The following is a 17,936-nucleotide window of genomic DNA, read 5'->3' as shown; positions in this document are numbered from 1 at the left end:
GCGAACGACACCGGCACAGTTTATATAGCTCACGAGCCGCTAGTCCGCGCGCCTTGTGCGCAGGCAGCTACAAAATTCATAGAAAAGCGCGGTCTGACCCGCGCTTTTCTTTTGGTCCACTTCTTTCCAGCCTTTCATCATGATTCAAATCACACTTCCTGACGGCTCTCAACGTGACTTTCCGCAACCTGTGACTGTGGCTGAAGTCGCTGCCTCCATTGGTGCAGGTCTCGCCAAGGCCGCTCTGGCTGGAAAGGTGAATGGCAAGGTGGTTGACACCAGTTTTCTTATCGAGACCAACAGCCCGCTGTCCATCATCACGGCCAAAGATGCTGATGGACTGGATGTGATTCGCCACTCGGCGGCGCATTTGCTAGCTTACGCTGTCAAGGAGTTGTTTCCTGATGTGCAGGTGACGATCGGACCCGTGATCGAGAACGGATTCTTCTACGATTTCTCTTACAAGCGTCCCTTCACGCCCGAGGATTTGACGGCTATCGAGAAAAAGATGGCGGAGCTGGCTGCCAAGGATGAACCCGTCACCCGACGAGTTTTGCCACGGGATGAGGCTGTTGCGTATTTCAAGAGCTTGGGTGAGCATTACAAGGCGGAAATCATTGCCAGCATCCCTGCCAACGAAGATGTTTCTTTGTACCGTGAAGGCAAGTTCGAAGATCTTTGCCGTGGCCCTCACGTGCCTAGCACTGGAAAGCTTAAATTTTTCAAGTTGATGAAGCTGGCGGGTGCGTACTGGCGTGGCGATCATCGAAATGAAATGTTGCAGCGAATCTACGGCACAGCCTGGGCGACCAAGGATGAGTTGCAGCAGCATTTGATGATGCTCGAAGAGGCTGAAAAACGCGATCACCGCAAGTTGGGGCGTGAACTGGATTTGTTTCATATTGACGACCATGCTCCAGGGTTAGTGTTTTGGCACCCTAAAGGCTGGACTCTTTGGCAAGGCGTGGAGCAGTACATGCGCCAGGTGTACCGGGACAATGGTTACCAGGAGGTCAAGGGTCCGCAAATCATCGACAAGACGCTGTGGGAGAAAACGGGCCACTGGGACAAGTACCGTGAGAACATGTTCACGACCGAGTCAGAGAAACGTGAATACGCCTTGAAGCCTATGAACTGCCCAGGTCATATTCTGATCTTCAAGCAGGGTATCAAAAGCTACCGTGACCTGCCCTTGCGCTACGGCGAATTTGGTCAATGCCACCGCAATGAGCCCTCGGGCGGACTGCACGGCATCATGCGAGTGCGTGGTTTTACCCAGGACGATGGCCATATCTTCTGCACTGAAGAGCAGATTCTGGCGGAGTGTGTCAATTACACCGCATTGCTGCAGAAGGTATACACCGACTTCGGCTTTAAAAACATCATCTACAAAGTCGCCACCCGTCCTGTGCAGCGTATCGGCTCTGACGAAATTTGGGACAAGGCAGAAGCCGCCTTGATTGAAAGCTTGCGGGCGTCGGGCTGCGAGTTTGAGATTTCTCCTGGCGAGGGCGCGTTTTATGGCCCCAAAATTGAATACACGTTGAAGGATGCGATTGGGCGCCAGTGGCAATGTGGCACGATTCAAGTCGACTTTTCAATGCCTGAGCGACTGGATGCCGAATACGTGGGTGAGGATGGGGCCCGTCATCGGCCTGTCATGCTGCACCGCGCCATCGTGGGCAGTTTGGAGCGATTCATCGGAATTTTGATCGAGGAAAGTGCCGGAGCGTTGCCCGCGTGGTTGGCTCCGGTACAGGTTGCGGTTCTGAATATCACCGATGCGCAGGCCGATTACTGTCGTGAAATAGTCGAAAAATTGAAAAAATCACTGCCAAATCAAGAGCTTAGGGTGGTGACCGATTTACGCAATGAGAAAATAACGTATAAAATACGCGAGCATTCAATGCAAAAGCTGCCGTACATCCTTGTCGTGGGTGACAAAGAGAAGGCAGCAGGTACCGTTGCTGTGCGCGCCCGGGGTGGTCAAGACCTCGGTGTGATGTCTCTCGATGCATTCGTGCAAAAAATCGCAGATGACATCACCAACAAGTCTGTCGTCTAAGCTGATATCAAGCGAGATTGCGGTTTGTCGGCGTGTGCCAAGCGGTTGTAGCTACGGTTTTCGTAGCAGAATTTGTGAAGGATTAAGCCATCGCTACTGAATTTCGTGACCGCCGTCACCGCGAAGAACGCAAACACCGCCTGAACCGGGAAATCATGGCTCCGGAGGTTCGACTCTCTGGAGTTGAAAACGAGCCACTCGGCGTAGTTAGCCTCATGGAGGCGCTTCGTATGGCGGGTGATTTGGATGTTGACTTGGTTGAAATTTCCGCTACGGCGGTTCCGCCAGTCTGTCGTTTGATGGATTACGGCAAATTTAAATACCAAGAGCAGAAGAAAGCGGCGGAAGCGAAAGCCAAGCAGACGGTTATTGAGATCAAAGAGATCAAGTTCCGTCCGGGTACCGATGACGGTGACTACAACATCAAGCTGCGCAATATCAAGCGTTTCCTGGCTGAAGGTGATAAGTGCAAGATCACACTGCGTTTTCGTGGTCGTGAGATTACACACCAGGAGATTGGTATGGCGTTGTTGAATCGTATTCGCACCGAGTTGGGCGACTTGATCCTGATTGAGCAGTTTCCCAAGTTGGAAGGCCGCCAGATGATCATGATGATCGCTCCCGGCAAGAAGAAGATTGCTGCAAAGCCAGCGGCGGAAGCCGCTCCAGCGTCGGCATCGTAAAAGTTTTGCGGAGTACCTGCTCCTGCAGCAGGTATTTTGTGAAAAATGACGCTTTAGCGGGCGTCATTTAAAAGTGGCAAGTTTAAATCTGCTACTTAAAAGTGGCTCGGGGCCAACAAGGCTGCAAGTAGTTTGCAGACGCCTCACGAGCACAATGAAAAAGGAGCATGAATATGCCCAAAATGAAGACCAAGAGCGCGGCGAAAAAACGCTTCCGCGTCCGTCCAGGTGGCACCGTTAAACGCGGTCACGCTTTCAAACGTCACATCTTGACCAAGAAGACCACTAAAAATAAACGCCAATTGCGTGGTACCGCAACTGTTCATGAGACCAATATGGGTCACATGGCACAGATGCTGCCAGGCCGTGGTATTTAATTAACGACGAACAAGGAGTAATCACATGCCTCGCGTCAAACGTGGTGTAACGGCTCGCGCCCGCCATAAAAAAGTTTTAGCCCTTGCAAAAGGTTTTCGCGGTCGCCGCGGTAATGTTTACCGCGTCGCCAAAGAAGCGGTAATGAAGGCTGGGCAATATGCCTACCGTGACCGCCGTACCAAGAAACGTGTCTTCCGTCAGTTGTGGATTGCCCGTATTAATGCCGCTGCTCGTCAGTGTGGTATGACATACAGCCAGTTCGCCAATGGTCTGAAGAAAGCGAACATTGAGATCGACCGCAAGGTTCTGTCTGATATCGCTGTGCATGACATGGCCGCATTTGCCGGCATCGTGGAACAAGTCAAGGCCAAGCTGGCTGCTTGAATTCACGGCGGTTCGCTATTCATTGAATAGTGTTCTAAGCAATAGAAACAAGGGCTAGAGCTTGAAAGAGCGCTAGCCCTTTTTCAATGACCAGAGAATTCAAGAGAATTTATGAACGAGTTGAATGTCGTCGTCGATAGCGCACAGGTGGCCTTTGCGCAGGCCGTAACCCCCGCAGACCTGGAGAACGCGAAAGCCATTTTCCTAGGCAAGTCTGGTCGTATCACCGAGTTGATGAAGGGCATGGCTGCCTTGACGGTCGATGAAAAAAAGTCCCGTGGCGCGGCTATCAATCTCGCCAAGCAGGCGATCGAAGCGGCTTTGAACCAGCGCCGCCAGGCCCTGGCAGATGCCGAGTTGCAGGCGCAACTGCAGGCTGAAGCACTGGATGTCACCTTGCCCGGTCGCCAGCGCGGGCAGGGTGGTTTACATCCCGTGTCCATCACCCTGGAACGGATTGAGGCTATTTTTGGATCAATGGGTTTCGATGTAGCGCAAGGGCCTGAAATCGAAACAGACTGGTTCAACTTCACAGCCTTGAATACGCCGGAGGACCATCCGGCACGCTCTATGCACGATACCTTCTATGTGGAAGGCGGCTCTGCAACGGCTCCCAACTTGCTGCGCACCCACACCAGTCCCATGCAAATTCGCCATGCCGTGCAGCACGTCAAGCAGCACCGTGCCTTGGTTGAGCAAGGGCAGTCGAACGATGCCCTGTTTTCTGGCTCCATGCCTGAGATCCGCGTCATTGCACCTGGCCGCACTTACCGCGTTGACAGCGATGCCACGCATTCACCCATGTTCCACCAATGCGAGGGTTTGTGGGTGGGGGAGAACGTCAGTTTCAAGGACCTCAAGTTTGTCTTCACGGACTTCTGTCGCACCTTCTTTGAGTCGGATGACCTGGTGCTACGCTTTCGCCCCAGTTTTTTTCCTTTCACTGAACCCAGCGCCGAGATCGATATTCAGTTTCAGACGGGCCCACTCGCAGGTCGATGGCTGGAAGTGGCTGGATCTGGCCAAGTGCATCCCAATGTGGTGCGCAATATGGGGCTGGATCCTGAAAAGTTCATTGGGTTTGCGTTTGGCATGGGCCCCGACAGGCTCACCATGCTTCGCTACGGCGTGAATGATCTTCGCCTGTTTTTTGACGGCGACATCCGCTTTCTATCGCAATTTCAATAATAAATACTGATTAGAAGAGCTGACTATGCAATTCCCTGAATCCTGGCTGCGCGAATTCTGTAACCCATCGCTGTCTACGGAGCAACTGGCTGAAACGCTCACCATGGCCGGTCTTGAAGTTGAAGACCTTAAGTCGGTTGCGCCGCCATTCACTCACATCGTGGTTGGCGAGATCAGGGAGGCGGTGCAGCATCCCAATGCCGATCGCCTGCGCGTCTGCAAAGTCGACGTGGGCCAGCCCGAGTTGCTGGACATCGTGTGCGGTGCACCCAATGCCCGGGTTGGCATCAGAGTGCCGGTGGCACTGGTCGGCGCCGAGTTGCCGCCAGGAGAAGACGGGAAGCCATTTCTCATCAAAGTCGGCAAGTTGCGCGGTGTGGAGAGTCAGGGCATGTTGTGCTCGGCTCGCGAACTCAAATTGTCGGAGGAGCACGGCGGCCTTTTGGAACTCGCGGCAGATGCGGTTCTGGGACAGAGCATTCGTCAGCACTTGAACCTTGACGACACGCTCTTCACCCTCAAGTTGACGCCCAATCTGGCACATTGCCTGAGCGTGTATGGCGTGGCACGTGAAGTAGCCGCATTGACAGGCGCGCCATTGAATGTGCCGAGTTTTCCATCTGCCACCGTGAGCAATGCAGCCCATTTGTCCGTCAAAGTCAGCGCACCTGATTTGTGTGGTCGTTTTTCCGGTCGGGTGGTTCGCTCCGTCAACCCAAAGGCCACTACGCCGCAGTGGATGGTGGATCGCTTGGCGCGTTGCGGTCAACGCAGTGTCACAGCCTTGGTAGATATCTCGAATTACGTGATGTTCGAGCTGGGTCGGCCATCACATATTTTTGACCTGGACAAAATCCACGGGGGACTGGACGTGCGCTGGGGAAAACCTGGCGAACAACTCAAGCTGCTTAACGGCAACACCGTGACCGTTGATGAAAAAGTAGGGGTGATTGCCGACGATCAGCAAGTGGAGTCTCTGGCCGGCATCATGGGCGGCGATGCAACTGCTGTGTCAGATGACACGCAGCACGTCTATGTCGAGGCGGCCTTCTGGTTTCCAAAAGCAATCGCTGGCCGTTCACGTCGGTTCAATTTTTCCACGGATGCGGGCCACCGGTTTGAGCGCGGGGTAGACCCCAGCCAGACGGTGGAGCATATTGAACGCATCACCCAACTCATCATCGACATCTGCGGGACTGCTGATACCACTTGCGGCCCTATCGACGACTTGCAGGTGAATTTGCCTGTGCCGGGTGCGGTTGTCTTGCGCGTAGCGCGCGCCGGAAAAATCATTGGTATGCCACTCACGCAGGCGCAGTGTGTCGATGCGTTAGAGCGTTTAGGCCTACCCATGACGCAGACCGATGGCGTCATCACCGTTGAGCCACCTCTCTATCGTTTTGACCTGCAGATTGAAGAAGACCTGATCGAAGAAGTTGCTCGTATGGTCGGTTACAACAATTTGCCGCATACGCCACCCTTGGCGCCCATCACGGCCAAGATTCGGCCTGAAGCCCAACGCAGCCCGTTTGCGGTGCGCCGTGCGATTGCTGCACTAGGTTATCAGGAAACCATTAACTTTAGTTTTGTGGACGAGCGGTGGGAGCATGAGCTTGCTGGCAACGCCAATCCGATCAAGTTACTTAACCCGATTGCGAGCCAGATGAGCGTTATGCGTTCATCCTTGTTAGGTTCTTTGCTACAAGTTTTGAAATTTAACCTTGACCGCAAAGCCCAGCGAGTCCGAGTGTTCGAACTGGGCCGCGTTTTTCTGCGCGATGCCTCGGTCAAGAACACCGACACGACTGTGGAGGGTTTTCATCAGCCTATGCGCGTGGCGGGCATGTCGTGTGGGAATACTGATTTGCCGAAGTGGGGCCGTAAACAGCAGGGGGCCGACTTTTTTGACCTCAAAGGTGATGTGGAAGCCTTGCTGGCGCCACACAATCCTACGTTTACGCCCGCCGAACACCCGGCCATGCACCCAGGACGCTGCGCCCAGGTCTGGCTGGACGGTTCCGCCATCGGCTTCGTCGGTGAGCTTCACCCTCGGTGGCGTCAGGCTTACGACTTGGTGCAGGCGCCCTTGATGTTTGAGCTTGAGCTCGACGCGGTGTTGCAGCGCACAGTCCCTGTGTTCAAGGCCGTCGCCAAACTTCAGGCCGTGGAGCGTGATATCGCTGTGATGGTGAATGAGTCCGTCACTCACGCCGCCTTGATGGCTGCCGTATGGTCTGCTCCCACTTCTGGTTTACTGCGCGACGCGACGCTGTTTGACGTGTATCGCCCGAAACCAGCGAAAGATGCTGATGGCGAAGCTGTGTCAAGTAGTGAGAAAAGCCTGGCCGTGCGATTGACCCTCAATGGTGACAACGCAACCTTGACGGAAGAACAGATTGAGGCGGCTGTTCAAGCCGTGGTGAGCGCGCTGGTAACTCAGCTGGGTGCCCGTCAGCGCGCCTGATCCATCGAATAAAAAACAAGAAAGAGGACGCAATGGACATTTCGGTTGAAAGTCTGGAGACGCCCGCGCTAACCAAAGCGCAGCTAGCCGAATTGCTGTTTGAGCAAATTGGCTTGAACAAACGTGAGTCCAAAGACATGATTGACGCATTTTTCGACTTGGTGTCCGATAGCCTTGTTGATGGGAATGACGTGAAAATATCTGGTTTCGGCAACTTCCAGATCAGGACCAAAGCGCCCCGTCCTGGTCGCAATCCACGCACTGGCGAGGCCATTCCGATCCAGGCGCGCCGGGTTGTAACTTTTCACGCCAGCCACAAACTCAAAGAGCAGATTCAGGATCAAGGCCGCCCGCCCGCGGGACGTTAATGAAGCCTTTTATTTATTTACGTCACGCTAAGCAATGCAGCTTTACATACCGGGACCACTTAGAGTAATCTTGACGCTTTGCCTTCTACAGCATTGATTTAAATGGAGAATGTTCTCCCCCCCATCCCCGCCAAACGCTACTTCACGATCGGTGAAGTCGGTGACTTGTGTGGCGTAAAACCTCATGTGCTACGGTATTGGGAGCAGGAGTTCACGCAACTGCGTCCGATGAAGCGACGTGGTAATCGCCGCTATTACCAGCACCACGAGGTGCTGATGATTCGTCGCATACGGGATCTTCTCTATGATCAGGGTTTTACGATCAGCGGTGCACGAAACAAGATGCAGGAAATCTTGCAGTCGGAACGTGATAAAAAACACAACGGGGACACCATGCTGGATGGCGTTGAAGTCATTGAGGGCCTGGATCCGGAAATTGTTGACTTTGACGACAGCATGATGGGTGTTGTGCCCGAAGAGGCTTCGACCCAATTGATGTTCTTGCGACGTGAACTGTTTGAAATTCGTGATCTCCTCTCGCTTTCATGCTGAGGATTGGGTGATCTACGGGTTATAATTTGAGGCTAGATCGGTGTGTGGCGCAGCCTGGTAGCGCACTTGCATGGGGTGCAAGGGGTCGAAGGTTCGAATCCTTTCACACCGACCAAAAAATTCAAAAGGGTTAGCAAGTATTTCTTGCTAACCCTTTTGTCATTTCTAGGGCTAAAGCTTGAAGCGGGCTATGTTTTTTTTGTGAAAATGGACGAACCCATCGATATTGTTTACCTTTGGGTAAATGGCAATGACCCAGCCTGGAGGACCAAACGCCAACTTGCGGTGGAGAAAATGAGCCCGGGTCATCGCGATACCTTGGCGGTTTACGGTAATGTGGAGGGCCGCTTTCGGGACAACGACGAACTTCGGTACAGCTTGCGTGCGCTGGAGAAATTCTTTCCTGATCATGGACATATCTATATTGTCACGGACGCTCAGACGCCATCCTGGCTGCGTATTTCGGGCCGGCTCACGGTCATTGACCACCGCGATTTGATCCCGGAAACGTCTTTGCCGACTTTTGACTCCGGCAACATTGAGTCCTACATCCATCGAATTCCGAATTTGTCGGAGCGGTATTTCTACTTCAATGACGACGTATTTTTTGGTGCGCCGGTGGACGTCAATGACTGGTTCTGGGACGGTGGCATTTATGTTGCCTGGTCCGACGAGCCCGAAGTCACTGATGAGCCTCTCCAGCCCGATGCCACTGCGCTGGAAAACGCCTGCCGACTGTCCAAACAATGGCTCAGCTCAAACGAGCGTCACATGTCGGAGCCCTATGCGCACACTTTCCGGACCTTTGCGCACTCGCCCAGGCCTATGCTTCGGTCCGTTCTTTTTGAACTTGAGGATATAGCCGCAGATTTGTTTGAGGTGGTGCGTTCAACGGTTTTCAGAACCTGGGACAAACCCACGATCATCTCGGACTTTGTAATGCGTTGGGCCTTGGCCAACGGCGTTGCAAAAACACGGGATTACACGCATTTGTATGTCTCAACAGGTGCTGCGGCCGAAGAGATGCAACTTGACCTTCTGGTTTCCACCGTCGGTGTGCTTGACTTTTTTTGTGTCAACGACACCACGGATGATGCACATCCCCATGACCCCCGACTGGCGCTGGTCCGGGAGGCCTTGCAGGAAGTATTTCCCCACCCATCGATCTTTGAAGGTCACTTCACGTTGCATTCGCGTCGAAGCAAGGCCAGGGCGTCTGTGAGCGCGTAGTCAAAGTCGCTTTGCAGCGTGCTCTGGCCCTCTTCGATGAAATTGGCCCACATCTGCAGGTAGTCGTCCTGGTACTGCTGGGGCGCATGGGTCTGGATGTATTGGTTCGCCAGTTCGGCGTGGAGCCCCGATTTGCGGATCTTGCGAATCAGCGTGGAGGCGCCTTTTTCAGTCAGCAGCGTTTTGGGCGCCGTGTGGGTGGCTACGCATAAAAACAGGGTCAGCAGCGAGCCTTCGTCCTGGTGGCCGCTGGTTGCCTTGGTCCAGGTGTCGGATGCCACGCGGTCAAAGTGGTCGACCTCGCTCAAGGCGTCTTCCACCCAAAAATACCGACCCATGAACGCGGGTGTCTGGTCAAACAGCTTTCTGGCGGGCAGGGTGCTGTCCAGGATTTTGGGCAAATCGTTCAGAACGGAATGCCGCACGGCGTCAATCACCGGTTTGAACTGCTCGGGCAGATGTCGCGGCGTGGGGATGTCCAGCATGACGGTTTTTGTCGTCATGCTTTTCTTGCGCAACACCGTAATCAGCTTCTCGAAGGCCACCCAATCGGGCATCTCGGTGCGTTTGGCGGCACTCATCAGCAGCGCTGTGCGAATGACGGCTTCGGCGTCTTTGCCGGCCTCTTCGAGTTCGCTGACGTCCATGCCCAAGGCGTCGGCCAGCCAGATTGCGGCATCCACCACCAGTGCCACCTGGCTTCGCTGGGCCAATTCGGCTTGGTAGTCGGGCAGACTGCGCAGCGACCATTTGGCCAGCAGCGGAATGTGTTCGTCGTTGAAACCGCCGCGCTCGTTCATGCCAAAGTGGCTGTTCTGCGGCATGGCAATCAAGGCCTTGAGCATGTCCGAGCCGCCTTTGGAGCGTGACATGAACGAATGGTCGCGCAGGGATTCTGCGGCCCGTCGCAAATCGCCGCCCGTGCTGCTCTCAAGGTAAAGACTGACCAGGTTGACCATGCGGTCTTTGGCTTTTTCAAGCTCAGGCCGCAGGTTCTCGTTCCCGAAGTAGCGGGCAATTTGCACCATGCCTTTGGGGGCGTCCGTGCAGATGGCATCCAGCTTGGCCTGGTCGATGAGGCCGTGTTGCACGCCAAAAACCAGCGCTTTCTCGAAAAACGGACGCGCGTCATACAGTGATATGACCGAAGGTTCAGTGGACGGATTACTCGTTGACATCATGAAATCAGTGCTGGGTGGAGCGTCGGCTTGCTGGGGGCCTAGATGGCGGACTCTTCGTCCGACTCGCGCGCCACAGGGGTGGCCTTACCGCGGTCGGTGTCGCCGGTTTCGACCTTGCCGTCGTCCTCTTCGTATTCCTCTTCTTCACCCAGTCCGGCTTCAAACGCACGGGCTTTGGCCCGCAACACCAGCAGCATTTCAATGAAGAGGTCAGGGCACAGGTAGCGCAGGATCCACGCCAGTTCCATCCAGTCCTGGTCGGCCACTTCGTCTTGTTCCAGCCGTGGTTTGATATAAGCCGAGGCCAGCAAGGCGCTGTCGGACAGCATCTCGCCATCGTCCTCGACGGTATCAAACGTGCCGCAACGGGCAAAGGCCTCAATGCGGCTCCACTTTTCGGAGAAGTAGTCGGCCAGCGCCTCGCTGCCGCCGTCCAGGCTGCCAATGGCTTCCATGAACTCGACCGGATCGGCGTCGTCCCGGAAAATGATGGAGTTGACCATGCCGCGCAGGTGCGTGCGGGTCAAGTCCTTGTACTGCTTTTCAATCACCACGGCCCGGGCAAACTGCGCCGGGGTGACCAGCAGGTTGATGACGGACTCCTTGGAGTTGTCGTACTCGCGAATCACCGCCAGGATGTCTTTGGGCGGTAACTGCTCCAGCACCACCATCAGGGCGCGGTCGCCTTCGGTGTCGGCGAGTTCCACCAGCGCGGCTTCGGCGCCGACGATGTCACCCGAGGCAATCAGGCTTTGTGTTCTTTCGATGAGGGCAAGGTGGTTCATCTGGGCTTTCTATTTTTTTTGTCAGTCAAGGGAGATCAGTCTTTGCGGTCAAAACCTTGTTCGACCATCCAGTCGGCGCCCGCTTCGTTGCGTGCGCGGGCGTCCTGTTCTTCATCGGCGTCAAACTCGTTGAAGTTCTCCTCACCGTCTTCATCGGTGTTGTCGTCCTCGTCACCCTCATCCTCGCGGGCATCCCGGGCGGCCATGGCCGGGTCCGGCTTGCTGTACATGTACTCCAGACCCGCGACCACGGTCATGAACCATTCGCCCTTGGGTTCCTTGAGCACGATCTGCGACAGCTCCAGGGCCCAGGGGGCCATCTGGACTGAATCGGCCAGCGTGTCCCACTCCGGAAAGTCTTCGGACTCGTGCGTGAGCAGGTGGTCCATGGCGCCGGGGGACTTGAAGCGAAAGGCCTGGTGAAACACCACAGCCACCATCTCGGGGCTGAACTCGATCATCTGCAGCAGGAAGCCAAGCTCCTTGCGCTTCTGGGTCAAGCGCTGGCGCAACACGTCCTTGCCTTCTGAATCAGAGGTCAAATCATCGAGTTCAGCCTGGTAGGCGGAGCGGAGCTGGCGGAAAAAGGGAGAAATTCTCATGGTCGATCGGGGGTCACAGTAGTTGTTTGAAATAGCTTTGCCAAATGTCACGCGCGGTGTCGATCGGGCTGTCCAGCAGGTTGCGGCGGCGGTTGTCGTCGTAGGCCTGGCGTTTCAGGTCGTCAGACAGCACCTCATAGGCTTCCTGCACGGCCCGAAATTTCTCGGCCGCGTCCAGCGCTGTGTTTCGGTCCGGGTGGTGCAGGGACGCTTTTTGGCGAAACGCCTTTTTGATATCGGCCAGCGTTGCATCGCTGCTCAGCCCCAGGGTTGCGTAGTGGTCTCTCATGCCTGCTTTGACGGTTGGTGCGACAGGACAAGGTTGGGTTCAACCGGTCCGACACAAGGGGAGGCCTCATTGGAGGCCCAGGGACGCCGACCTGCGTCCGCGCCAACCCGGTATTTTAGTTGGGCTTGGACGGTTTATTCCCGCAGGATCAGTTGGCCCCGGATCTCGCCAGCCGGGTGGGCTGCTGTGTGGATGTTGGCATACCATTTTCCGGCCAGCAAGTCAGCCATCTGCGCGGGTGTCAGGGTCGCCCGGCCTTCATCGGGGCTTTGCACCGGATTTTTGAAGGCCAGGGTCACGCCGCTGTTGGCCCCAATGGCGGCGGGGCCATGAAAGTGGGCCGCCGTGGGCGCGCCGCTCAAGCCGCTGAAGTTGACCTTCCAGCGGAACAGACGCGTGTTCTTGTCCAACAGCGCCGCGATGCGGCCAGTGGCGGGTGTGTTGACCGATGGCACCTCGTTCATGCCGGTCATCTGGGTGCTGAAGGCCGCCAGGTGCGCATCAGGCTGCAGTGTGCTGCAGCCGCTCAAGACCAGCAGCGCGGCCGGCACGATGGACAAAAATAGCCTTGAAACAGGAAATCGCATGCTGTGCCTGACTGCGTGGGTTGATCGGGGATGTCACGCGAGTGTAGGAGCGGGCTGCCGGTTTGGGGTCATTTTGCATGAATTATTTGTAACAAATCGGCATCTAGCCCCCGTCCCACGTGCGGGAGTAGCTATTGTTTTTATAGCTACTCCTGGCTCAGCGGCCAGATTTTTTGACTTCGTACATCGCGGTGTCGCTGCGGTGGGTGAGCGACTCCACCGTGTCTCCGGGCTGCGCCCGTGCCACCCCCACGCTGATACTCGACTGCAGTCCCGGCCTGACGGTTGACCAGCCGAACTCGCGCACCGCGGTGCTGATGCGCTGGCACACCTGTTGCGCCACCTTCAAGTCTGCTGTCTTGAAGAGAATGACGAATTCGTCGCCACCGAGCCGGGCGGCCATGTCCTCTTCCCGCACATGAGACTTCAGAATCTGCGCGATGCGTTTGAGCACTTCATCACCGGTCTGGTGAGAGAAGTGGTCATTGATGTGCTTGAACTTGTCCACATCTACCAGGGCCAGGCACGGCGGCTGACCGCGTTCCAGCCCGGTACGCAGCATTTCGGAGGCGTAGTTTTCAAAATTACGGCGGTTGGGGATGCCGGTCAGCGTGTCTTCCAGCGACAGTTTTTCCAGCTGTCGTGAGGTGAGTTCGAGTTGCTCAATGTTTTTCTGGCGCAGGCGCAGGTCCACTTGCCAGTCAATCACGTGTTCACGGGTTTCCAGCCCGTCGCAGCGAATCAGCTGCTCGCGCAACTGCAGGCGGCGCAGTTCGTCCAGCGCCCGCCCGTTGTCGCCCTGGGCCACAAACAGCTGGGAGGCCAGCAGGTGCCCCATGCAGGCCAGTTGTTCATGTTCCACGGTCACGGCGATGTCGATCATCCTGGCGGCATGCTGGTTGGCACGGGCCCAGTCGTGGTGCACCCAGGCCATTTCGGCCCGGGCCCAGGCTTCCAGCGCGGACAGCCAGGTCAGCGTGCCGTAGCGCTGGGCCCAGTCGGTCAGGGCGTCAGCCGCGTCAGCGGCCTGCTCCGGCTGGCCATGCCAGCAGGCGTCCAGGCTGGCGCCAAACAGCAACACCGCTTCGGTGGTGACATTGTTGCCGTCCACCAGGCGCATCACGGCTTCCCGGCGGTCGCGCATGAGCGCCAGCGACGGCAGCGCACCTTCGTAATAGCGCTCGTAAAAAATGCGGATGACCTGCGTCCACCACTGGTTGATGCGCGGCTGAAAGGTGCTCAAGGGCGGCTTGGCGTGCTCGGCAATCTGGATCGCGGTGCGCAGGACCTGCTCGGCCTTGTCAAAGTTGTGGCTCCAGAAATAGGCAATGCCCAGCGCGTTGTAGGCCAGCACCCCGTGCTCATCGTTTTCCAGAAACTCACTCAGGCGCACGCTCAGCAGTGCCGCCTCCACCGCTTCCTCATTGCGCCCGAGGTTGATGGCCACAAAGGCATGCGTGGTCAGTGCCATCACCTCGCCCGAGGTGTCGCCCAGCACCTGAAAACCCTGGGCCGCCAACTGGCTGGCACGGTGCGCCCGCCGGTAGCGCGACAGCATGCGGTCACAATGGGCCAGGCACAGCAAGGCCTTGGCTTCGACCCGCTTGTTGTCAATGGCCTGGGCGGCCTTGAGTGCCTTGTGGGATAACTCCCGCCCGGTTTGCACGTCCCCCCCATCCAGTGCGCCATGTGCGCTTTTCAGCAAGCCGTCCAGACTTGCATCACTTATTTTTGTGTTGTCAATGGTCATGCTGCCATTTTGCGTGAGGAACATGACCAATCTGGGGGCTGACGTGCTGGCGGTCAAATTAAGGCGGTGTAATAGAGCCTGTGCATATCAAACCAAGCAAATTAACCATGGGTATTTCTTTTGAGCTCTGACGATTTGGCGGCCCTGTCGGTGGGCGCTTTTGACCAGGTGGTCCGTGCCACCTCGGGTTTTCGTTCGCGTCCCGGCCAGCGCGAGATGGCGCAACGCATTGCCACGGCCTTGTCGGGCGTCACGCTGGGCGAGCACCCCAATCCGGGCAAGGCCATCACTGTCATTCAGGCCGGCACGGGGGTGGGCAAGTCGGCGGCTTACCTGTCCACCACGGTGGCCATGGCGCTGGCCCTCAAGACCCGGGTGGTCATCTCCACCGCCACGGTCGCCCTGCAAGAGCAGCTGATGACCAAGGATTTACCCGCCCTGGCGGATGTGCTGGACACGCCTTTTGTGTATGCCCTGGCCAAAGGGCGGGGTCGCTACGTGTGCAAGCTCAAGCTGGAGCGGCTGGTGGGTTTGGGGGGGGACGGCACGGACGACCTGTTCGAGCCCGATGAAGACCAGCCCCCGCCGCGCAACGCCTTTGCCAAACAGCTGCAGGGCGAAGATCCCGAGGAGCGCCGCATCAAGCTTTACGAGTCGCTGGCCACGGCCGTGGCCGGTGGCAAATGGGACGGTGACCGCGACACCCTGCCCGAGCAGCCCGAACCGCGCGACTGGTCCGCCGTGGCCGCCGAGCGCCACACCTGTACCGCCCGCCATTGCCCGCGTTTTCGCGACTGCAGCTACTACAACGCCCGCACGCTGCTGGCGGAGGCCCATGTCATTGTGGCCAACCACGACCTGGTGCTGGCCTCCCTGGGCCGCAAGGCCCTGCCCGAACTCGACAACTGCCTGGTGGTGTTTGACGAAGGGCACCACCTGCCCGCCGTGGCGCTGGACCAGTTCGCCAGTGCGATGGATTTGTCCAGCCTGCGCTGGCTCGACAAACTGCCCAAGACGCTGCAGGAGGTGAGCGAAAAAATCCACATGGCGCTGGCGCAAGACGTTGCCACGCTGGCCACGCAACTCAAAACCGCGTTGTTTGACGTCGGTCGCATCGCCATGGACCTGATCAAGGTCAACATCACGGGGTACGACGGCGTGCACCGTTTCAAGGACGGCGTGTTGCCCGATGTGCTGCGCGACCCCATGACCGTGATTCAAAGCCACTCGGCCGGTCTCTCCAAGGCCCTGGAGGCCCTGGGTGCCGAGGTCAAACTGCTGGCCAAGGAAGACCCCAGCCAGGCCGCCAGTTGCTCGCTGATGTACGCCCGGCTCGGCCAACTCGCCCCCAAGCTCGGCAGCGTGGTCGAAACCAGCGCGCTGATGCTGGAGCATGGCACGCAGCCCCAGGCCAAGTGGCTCAAGTCCGACACCAGTTCGGGCCTGGTGTTTTTGACCGCCCATGCCTGCCCCATCGTGCCGGGCGACTTGCTGCGCCATTCGCTGTGGAGCAAGGTGCGTGGCGCCGTGGTGACCTCGGCCACGCTCACCAGTTGCGGCAGTTTTGACTATTTTCTGAAAGAGGCCGGGCTGGTCAACAACCCCAACGTGTCCACGCTGGAGGTGGAAAGCCCGTTCAACTACCGCACGCAGGGCGAACTCATCGTGGTCGAGACCTCGGCCGACCCCAAGAACGCCGAGGCCTACACCCAGGAAATGGTGGGGGAGTTGATGGACGACCTGAGCCAGATCGAACACGGGGCGCTGGTGTTGTTCACCTCTCGCGTACAGATGAAGGCGGCGGTCGATGCTTTGAGCGCCACCTTGCTGGGGGTGGTGCTGGTGCAGGGCCAGATGGCGCGCACCAAGCTGTTGGGCGCGCACCAGGCGCGGGTGGAGGCCGGACAACCGTCGATCATTTTCGGGCTGCAGTCATTTGGTGAAGGCCTGGACTTGCCCGGTGAACTGTGCGAGACGGTGTTCATCACCAAGCTGCCCTTCAGCCCGCCGTCCGACCCGGTGGAAGAGGCGCGCTCCGAGTGGCTCAAGAGCATCGGGCGCGACCCCTTTGCCGAACTGGTGGTGCCCGCCACCGGCATCAAGCTGCTGCAGTGGACGGGCCGGGCGATTCGCACCGAGGATGACCATGCCACCGTCATTTGTTATGACCGGCGCCTGTTGCGCATGGCGTTTGGGCGGCGCATGCTCAATGGCCTGCCACCCTATGCGGTGTCGCGGCGGGTGGGTGGCGTGTCGCTGGCGGCGTAAAAGCCCTTGTTTTTCATGAGCCCGACCCCATTTAGGGGGTCTTAAAGGAGTTCAATCTTGAACCAAGTTGTGAGTCAGGTTTTTAGCCTCATCCTGCGGGTGGCGCTGTTGTTGGCCGGTTTGATTTTTGTGGCCAGCCTGCTGTTGGTGGCTGGCTTGTTGTTGTCGGTCTGGCTGGTTCGGGCGCTGTGGGCCCGCCTGACGGGGCAGTCGGTGTCGCCCTGGACGTTTCAGGTCAACCGCCAGGCGATGTGGGGGCGGTTTTACCCCTCGGGTTCGCCGGGCGCCGCAGTTCCGCGTGACGATTCCAACGTGATTGACGTGGAGCCCAAACAGATCAAATAGGCGCTGACTTTGTTTGCTATTAAATGTATAGCTTCATACGCACGTCCCACCTGGGCTACAGCCTGTTTTTATGTTGAAGATGGCATGTTGATGACCAGTTCTTTGGAAAACAGGTCCATCGCTGTTTTCGCCACCTGCGTCGTGTCGAAGTAGGCATAAGCGCCCACGCCCACCGCGCCCACCAGCGGCACAAACCGTGAGACGCTTTTGCCGATGATTTTCTGGGTCAGCTTGATGCCCAGCGTCTGCGCAGCCGATTGAATGAAACCCAGCGACGCGCGTTGAATCAGGTAGCGCTCACCGACCCGCACCACCACGTCGCGAAAAAGCTGCGCCGAGACGTGCTTGAACAGGCAGTAAATCATCTGCTCCTGGCCCAGCGAGGCCGTCTTGCCGTACACCGCGGCGATGTCCGCCACCATCTGTGCCTGCAGCTTCCAGACCCCCACCAGTTCCGGCAGGATGGTGAGCCAGCCCAGAAAACCCGGCGGCAGCGCCATGGAGCCCGCCATCAGGCTGGCTTGCCGGGCCGCCGTGCGCCCCAGGGCGCGTGCCCGCTCCTGTGGTTGCGCCAGGGGTGTCTCGGTTGACGCGGGCACCTTGAGCACCAGATTCACGATGGCGTCGCCCACTTTGTGGCGCAGGTCTTGGGGATCGGCGGGGAGGGCAAGGGCGTTTTTGGACATGGTGACCAATTATGTCGTTCCCGCCTTTCGCAGGGGCTGCGCTTTACACGACAGGCGCCTTGGCCTACAGGGATTGCTGGGGCAGGCCTACATCGTTTTCGGGGCTCAAAAGCTAAAGTTGTTTCATCTTC

Annotated in this window: 18 protein-coding genes and 1 tRNA gene; 12 read left to right on the top strand and 7 right to left on the bottom strand. The window is 57.4% G+C overall.

Translation table 11 applies throughout. The features are described 5' to 3' along the window. Window positions 1-139 precede the first annotated feature (139 nt). The 10 genes from thrS to AC097N_RS16570 all read left to right on the top strand — a co-directional run bounded on the left by thrS (window position 140) and on the right by AC097N_RS16570 (window position 9,312). On the top strand, window positions 140-2,065 hold the full coding sequence (thrS, locus tag AC097N_RS16615) for a threonine--tRNA ligase (RefSeq protein ID WP_479582951.1): 1,926 nt from the start codon (window positions 140-142) through the stop codon (window positions 2,063-2,065). Window positions 2,066-2,154: 89 nt separating this feature from the next. Continuing rightward, window positions 2,155-2,748, top strand: coding sequence for a translation initiation factor IF-3 (infC, locus tag AC097N_RS16610; RefSeq protein WP_479583070.1), 594 nt, complete (start codon window positions 2,155-2,157; stop codon window positions 2,746-2,748). A gap of 173 nt (window positions 2,749-2,921) precedes the next feature. Then, window positions 2,922-3,125 (top strand): 50S ribosomal protein L35, encoded by a 204-nt coding sequence (gene rpmI / locus AC097N_RS16605; RefSeq protein WP_092758776.1) that lies wholly within the window; start codon window positions 2,922-2,924, stop codon window positions 3,123-3,125. 25 nt (window positions 3,126-3,150) lie between these two features. After that, a complete protein-coding gene (rplT, locus tag AC097N_RS16600) occupies window positions 3,151-3,510 on the top strand; it encodes a 50S ribosomal protein L20 (protein ID WP_114968774.1) in 360 nt (119 codons plus the stop codon). A gap of 111 nt (window positions 3,511-3,621) precedes the next feature. Beyond that, a complete protein-coding gene (gene pheS / locus AC097N_RS16595) occupies window positions 3,622-4,698 on the top strand; it encodes a phenylalanine--tRNA ligase subunit alpha (protein ID WP_479582949.1) in 1,077 nt (358 codons plus the stop codon). A gap of 25 nt (window positions 4,699-4,723) precedes the next feature. Next, complete coding sequence (gene pheT / locus AC097N_RS16590) at window positions 4,724-7,162, top strand: phenylalanine--tRNA ligase subunit beta (protein WP_479582947.1); 2,439 nt, start codon at window positions 4,724-4,726, stop codon at window positions 7,160-7,162. A gap of 8 nt (window positions 7,163-7,170) precedes the next feature. Next, window positions 7,171-7,530, top strand: coding sequence for an integration host factor subunit alpha (locus tag AC097N_RS16585; RefSeq protein WP_479583066.1), 360 nt, complete (start codon window positions 7,171-7,173; stop codon window positions 7,528-7,530). Between the two features lie 102 nt (window positions 7,531-7,632). Then, a complete protein-coding gene (locus AC097N_RS16580) occupies window positions 7,633-8,082 on the top strand; it encodes a MerR family transcriptional regulator (RefSeq protein WP_479582946.1) in 450 nt (149 codons plus the stop codon). Window positions 8,083-8,120: 38 nt separating this feature from the next. Further along, window positions 8,121-8,197 (top strand) — tRNA-Pro (locus tag AC097N_RS16575). Between the two features lie 92 nt (window positions 8,198-8,289). After that, window positions 8,290-9,312, top strand: coding sequence for a Stealth CR1 domain-containing protein (locus AC097N_RS16570; RefSeq protein WP_479582942.1), 1,023 nt, complete (start codon window positions 8,290-8,292; stop codon window positions 9,310-9,312). On the opposite strand, the gene AC097N_RS16565 is transcribed toward AC097N_RS16570, so the two are convergent. The 6 genes from AC097N_RS16565 to AC097N_RS16540 all read right to left on the bottom strand — a co-directional run bounded on the left by AC097N_RS16565 (window position 9,258) and on the right by AC097N_RS16540 (window position 14,506). Further along, window positions 9,258-10,493 carry a hypothetical protein gene (locus tag AC097N_RS16565; protein WP_479582941.1) on the bottom strand — a complete coding sequence of 412 codons (1,236 nt, stop codon included), beginning with the start codon at window positions 10,491-10,493 and terminating at the stop codon, window positions 9,258-9,260. The two genes, AC097N_RS16570 and AC097N_RS16565, sit on opposite strands and share 55 nt — an antisense overlap. Before the next feature lie 38 nt (window positions 10,494-10,531). Further along, on the bottom strand, window positions 10,532-11,278 hold the full coding sequence (locus tag AC097N_RS16560; protein WP_479582940.1) for a hypothetical protein: 747 nt from the start codon (window positions 11,276-11,278) through the stop codon (window positions 10,532-10,534). A 35-nt stretch (window positions 11,279-11,313) separates the two neighbouring features. After that, window positions 11,314-11,880 carry a hypothetical protein gene (locus AC097N_RS16555; protein WP_479582938.1) on the bottom strand — a complete coding sequence of 189 codons (567 nt, stop codon included), beginning with the start codon at window positions 11,878-11,880 and terminating at the stop codon, window positions 11,314-11,316. 13 nt (window positions 11,881-11,893) lie between these two features. Next, window positions 11,894-12,169: a DnaJ domain-containing protein gene (locus tag AC097N_RS16550; RefSeq protein WP_479582936.1), complete on the bottom strand. Its 276-nt coding sequence runs from the start codon at window positions 12,167-12,169 to the stop codon at window positions 11,894-11,896. Window positions 12,170-12,303: 134 nt separating this feature from the next. Next, complete coding sequence (locus AC097N_RS16545) at window positions 12,304-12,756, bottom strand: CHRD domain-containing protein (RefSeq protein WP_479582933.1); 453 nt, start codon at window positions 12,754-12,756, stop codon at window positions 12,304-12,306. A gap of 157 nt (window positions 12,757-12,913) precedes the next feature. Next, the gene (locus tag AC097N_RS16540) at window positions 12,914-14,506 is read right to left on the bottom strand and encodes a GGDEF domain-containing protein (RefSeq protein WP_479582931.1); all 1,593 of its coding nucleotides are present in this window, start codon (window positions 14,504-14,506) and stop codon (window positions 12,914-12,916) included. Between the two features lie 120 nt (window positions 14,507-14,626). Here AC097N_RS16540 and dinG point away from each other — a divergent pair, with 120 nt between their 5' ends. Together dinG and AC097N_RS16530 are read left to right on the top strand one after the other, a co-directional pair. Beyond that, window positions 14,627-16,774 (top strand): ATP-dependent DNA helicase DinG, encoded by a 2,148-nt coding sequence (gene dinG, locus AC097N_RS16535; protein ID WP_479582928.1) that lies wholly within the window; start codon window positions 14,627-14,629, stop codon window positions 16,772-16,774. Between the two features lie 57 nt (window positions 16,775-16,831). Further along, window positions 16,832-17,119, top strand: a complete 288-nt coding sequence (locus AC097N_RS16530; RefSeq protein ID WP_479582926.1) for a hypothetical protein — start codon at window positions 16,832-16,834, stop codon at window positions 17,117-17,119. 68 nt (window positions 17,120-17,187) lie between these two features. On the opposite strand, the gene AC097N_RS16525 is transcribed toward AC097N_RS16530, so the two are convergent. After that, complete coding sequence (locus tag AC097N_RS16525) at window positions 17,188-17,805, bottom strand: EcsC family protein (RefSeq protein ID WP_479582924.1); 618 nt, start codon at window positions 17,803-17,805, stop codon at window positions 17,188-17,190. Window positions 17,806-17,936 lie beyond the last annotated feature (131 nt).

Source organism: Rhodoferax sp. LS1R11, from assembly GCF_056521395.1.
This window is presented reverse-complemented; position numbering and strand designations above follow the sequence as displayed.